This window comes from Pseudorhodobacter sp. (genome assembly GCF_030452865.1).
GTDB lineage: Bacteria > Pseudomonadota > Alphaproteobacteria > Rhodobacterales > Rhodobacteraceae > Pseudorhodobacter.
Genome location: NZ_JAKDLJ010000356.1, coordinates 1 through 3,699, shown reverse-complemented (window position 1 = coordinate 3,699; position 3,699 = coordinate 1). Strand labels below are relative to the sequence as shown.

Below are 3,699 nucleotides of genomic sequence, written 5' to 3'. Positions count from 1 at the left end.
CAATTTTAACTTCATCTTGGCTTAGATCACAGGCAGAATAATCTCTGGCTCGTCGGAGAAGGTGCTTTGAAGAATTCCCAACCCCCGGCGCAGGTCCGCGGCCAGGGTCGAGCCCAAAGAAACACGGATAGCGGGCCGCTTTGCTTTGTCGCCAACCCGGAACGCTTGGCCCGCGGCCACAGCAACACCCCGCCTGCGCGCCTGGTCGACAAAGCTCGTCTCGGTCCAACCAGCGGCCAAATCCAACCAGAGATGCAAGCTGTTAGGATGACAGGCGGGCATATTTTTCCCCAGGACTTCTTGCGCAATCCGGTGCCGTTCCTGCATGGCTTGGCGCTGCCACATGGCAAGATCCATCACTGTGCCGTCTTCGATCCAGTGAGAAAGCAGGTCAACCATCGGCGGCGTTGCCATCCAATTTGCCACCAGATGCCGATTTGAAACGGCAGTTGCAAGGCGTGCCGGACTGGTCAGAAAGGCCAACCGCAACCCCGGCATGGTGATCTTGGTGAAGCCGCAGATATAGAGCGTGCGTTCTGGCGCAAGGGTGGCAAAGGCTGAAACCCGGTCCGGCACCATCACGTTCAGGATGTCGTTTTCAATGATGTTCAGGTCATATCGCCGCGCGACTTCCACAAGCTCAGCGCGACGTTCCAGTGGCATAAGACTCGCTAGAGGATTGATAACATTAGGTTGTAAGTAAATGGCACGCAATTGCCCACGCCGCGCCATCTCATCCAACGCAGCAGGCATCATACCCGCAGCATCCATCTTTACGCCCTCGATATGCAACCCAAGATAACTACAGAGCGGCGATAGAATATGGTGGGTCAGCGCCTCGACCGCAATGCTGGATCCGGGGGGGGCGACGCTCATCAATGCTGCGGTGATCGCGGGCGTCGCACCGTTGGTGATAGAGATAGAGTGTGGATCAACCGCAATGCCTTGCTGGTTCAACCAGCCTGCCGCCACGTTCCGGTGCTGCGGCATCACCATGTTGGGGCGAAAAGACAGGGCCGAGGCGATGCTCAGATTTTCGGCAAGCCACGCGAACCCCTGCTTGAGTCGTTCATGCTGCATCGCCCCCACTACGGGTTTCAGGATCGACAAATCGATCACCTCACCCGGGCGCTCTGCGAGATAGGGTTGGCGGGCATCGGCAGCCCCGCCAAGGACGAATGACCCCCGCCCAATCTCACCGCTGACCAACCCGCGCCGGATCAGTTCCTCATAGGCGCGGCTGACGGTTTGCACGGAAAGCCCAAGGTTGTCGGCCAACTTGCGATGCGGCATGAGGCGCGCACCAATCTCGAGTTGACCAGATTCGATCGCCCGCACAAATTGCGCGGCCAAGGAAAGATAAGCAGGACGCTGCAAGGCTGCGGGGTCAGGTTTCCAATTTGTCATGGTGTCAATCTGCAAAATATCATATCAATCTGCAAATGAATTGTGTGGAGGGCGGGATGAAACTGGACGTCATTGATTTGCGTATTTTGGCGGCCGTGCAAGAAGATGGCCGGATTACCAAGCTACGCTTGGCCGAACTGGCGGGCCTATCCCCTACGCCGTGCTGGTTGCGGTTACGCAAGTTGGAGCAGGCTGGGCTAATTCAGGGCTATCATGCGCGTTTGGCACCGCGCCGAATTGCGCCGATTGCCACCATCATCGTCGAAGTGACGCTGGCCAATCACCGCCAATCCGACTTTGACCGTTTTGAACAAACCATCGCCGCGACGCCGGAGATCACTGCCTGTTGGTCGGTGGGAGGCGGGGTCGATTATTTCCTTAAAGTGATGACGCGCGACGTCGACTCCTATCAGCGCCTGATTGACGGGATGCTTACTGCGAACATCGGTATTGACCGCTATTTCACCTATATCGTCACCCGCAGCGTCAAGGACGATGGCGCGGTGCCGATGTCTCTGTTTTCATCGTCATAGAGAGAGTCTCTATTCTCAAACGAAAAACAGCTAAACATGGCTGGATTGACGGGCAAAAACAGCCCCCTAATCTGCCCCACTGCGGCCATCCTACCTCAAACGAATGAGAGGTCTGCGATGACGCTTCAAGCCCCCTGCAATCCGCCGCATCCCGCCCTTGGTGGCCTGAGTGACCGTGCCTTGCTGCGCGGGCTTGGCTACATCGACGGCGCTTGGGTGGCGGCGGCCGATGCATCGGATTTCACGGTGACCGATCCTGCGACGGGTGCCTTGGTGGCCCGAGTGGCGTGGCTTTCGGGCGCACAGACGGACCTCGCCATTGCGGCGGCGACGCGGGCGTTTCCGGTCTGGCGCGACCGCCTGCCGCAAGACCGCGCCCGCATCCTGACCCGCTGGGCGGCGTTGATGCTTGAGGCCAAAGCCGATCTTGCGCTTTTGATGACACTGGAGCAAGGCAAGCCACTGGCTGAGAGCCTGGGCGAGATCGACTATGCCGCGAGTTTTCTGGATTGGTATGCCGGTGAGGCGCTGCGCAGCAATGCTGAAGGCATCACCAGCCATCTGCCCAACGCCGAGATGTTCGTGCGGCGCGAGGCTTTGGGACCGGTGGGGGTGGTGACGCCATGGAACTTTCCATCAGCGATGATCACCCGCAAAGTCGCGGCGGCGCTGGCGGCGGGTTGCACGGCAGTGGTGCATCCCTCATCTGAAACCCCACTTTCGGCGCTGGCACTGGCGGAATTGGCGGAACGCGCAGGCGTTCCAGCCGGGGTTTTCAACGTGGTGACGGGTGACGCCGCCGAGATTGTGGGCCGAATGTGCGCCGATGACCGGTTGCGGGCGATGTCGTTTACCGGCTCGACCGAGATTGGCAAACTGATCGCAAGCCAATGCGCACCGACGATGAAACGTTTGGTGATGGAACTGGGAGGTCATGCGCCCTTGATCATCTTTGAGGACGCTGATCTGGACCGCGCCGTGCAAATCGCGGTGGATGCGAAATTTGCCACCTCGGGGCAGGACTGCTTGGCCGCCAACCGGATTTATGTGGCGCGCCCCATTTTGGCCGAGTTCAGCCGCCGCTTTGGTGCGCGGATTGCGGCGCTACGGGTTGGCAACGGGTTGGACCCGGCAACCGAGGTTGGCCCCTTGATGCATGCCCGTGCGCTGGCCAAGGTGGCGGCGCAGGTGATGGATGCAGTGACCAAAGGGGCAACCGTGGCAGTGGGCGGCAAGGTTGATCCCAACCTGCCACTGATCTACCTGCCGACACTCCTCCTGAATGTGCCCGAAGATGCGCTGATCTTGCGCGAGGAAACCTTTGGGCCTGTCGCCGCCGTGATCGGGTTTGATACCGAGGCCGAGGTGATCTCCCGCGCCAATGCCACGCCTTATGGCCTTGTCGCCTATGTCGTGACCCGCGATGGCGCGCGCCAACTGCGACTGTCGCGGGCGCTGGACTTTGGCATGATTGCGGTTAACCGTGTGAAAATCACCGGCGGGCCGGTGCCCTTTGGCGGCTGGAAACACTCGGGCCTTGGCCGTGAGGGATCGCGCCACGGGTTAGAAGCCTTTACCGAACTGAAATACATCTGCATCGACACCGCCGCCTGAGCGGGAAAGGACACCACATGCAAGACCTGACCAACGACCTGAACGCCTGGGATCGTGACCACTTTTTTCACCCTTCGACCCATATGGGGATGCATGCCCGCGGTGAGACGCCGCGCCGTGTGATCACGGGCGGCGAGGGGGTTTA

General features: G+C 59.9%; 3 protein-coding genes. 2 read left to right on the top strand and 1 reads right to left on the bottom strand.

The window, feature by feature from the left end; all coding sequences use genetic code 11:
• Window positions 1–21: 21 nt before the first annotated feature.
• Window positions 22–1,407: a PLP-dependent aminotransferase family protein gene (locus L0H65_RS16210; protein ID WP_301460189.1), complete on the bottom strand. Its 1,386-nt coding sequence runs from the start codon at window positions 1,405–1,407 to the stop codon at window positions 22–24.
• Window positions 1,408–1,463: 56 nt separating this feature from the next.
• Here L0H65_RS16210 and L0H65_RS16205 point away from each other — a divergent pair, with 56 nt between their 5' ends.
• Together L0H65_RS16205 and L0H65_RS16200 are read left to right on the top strand one after the other, a co-directional pair.
• The gene (locus tag L0H65_RS16205) at window positions 1,464–1,940 is read left to right on the top strand and encodes an Lrp/AsnC family transcriptional regulator (RefSeq protein WP_301460187.1); all 477 of its coding nucleotides are present in this window, start codon (window positions 1,464–1,466) and stop codon (window positions 1,938–1,940) included.
• A gap of 117 nt (window positions 1,941–2,057) precedes the next feature.
• Window positions 2,058–3,554: an NAD-dependent succinate-semialdehyde dehydrogenase gene (locus L0H65_RS16200; RefSeq protein ID WP_301460185.1), complete on the top strand. Its 1,497-nt coding sequence runs from the start codon at window positions 2,058–2,060 to the stop codon at window positions 3,552–3,554.
• Window positions 3,555–3,699 lie beyond the last annotated feature (145 nt).

Coding starts and splice junctions, on each gene's coding strand:
- L0H65_RS16205 (WP_301460187.1), top strand. CDS start 1,464: ATGAAACTGGACGTCATTGATTTGCGTATTTTGGCGGCCGTGCAAGAA.
- L0H65_RS16210 (WP_301460189.1), bottom strand. CDS start 1,407: ATGACAAATTGGAAACCTGACCCCGCAGCCTTGCAGCGTCCTGCTTAT.
- L0H65_RS16200 (WP_301460185.1), top strand. CDS start 2,058: ATGACGCTTCAAGCCCCCTGCAATCCGCCGCATCCCGCCCTTGGTGGC.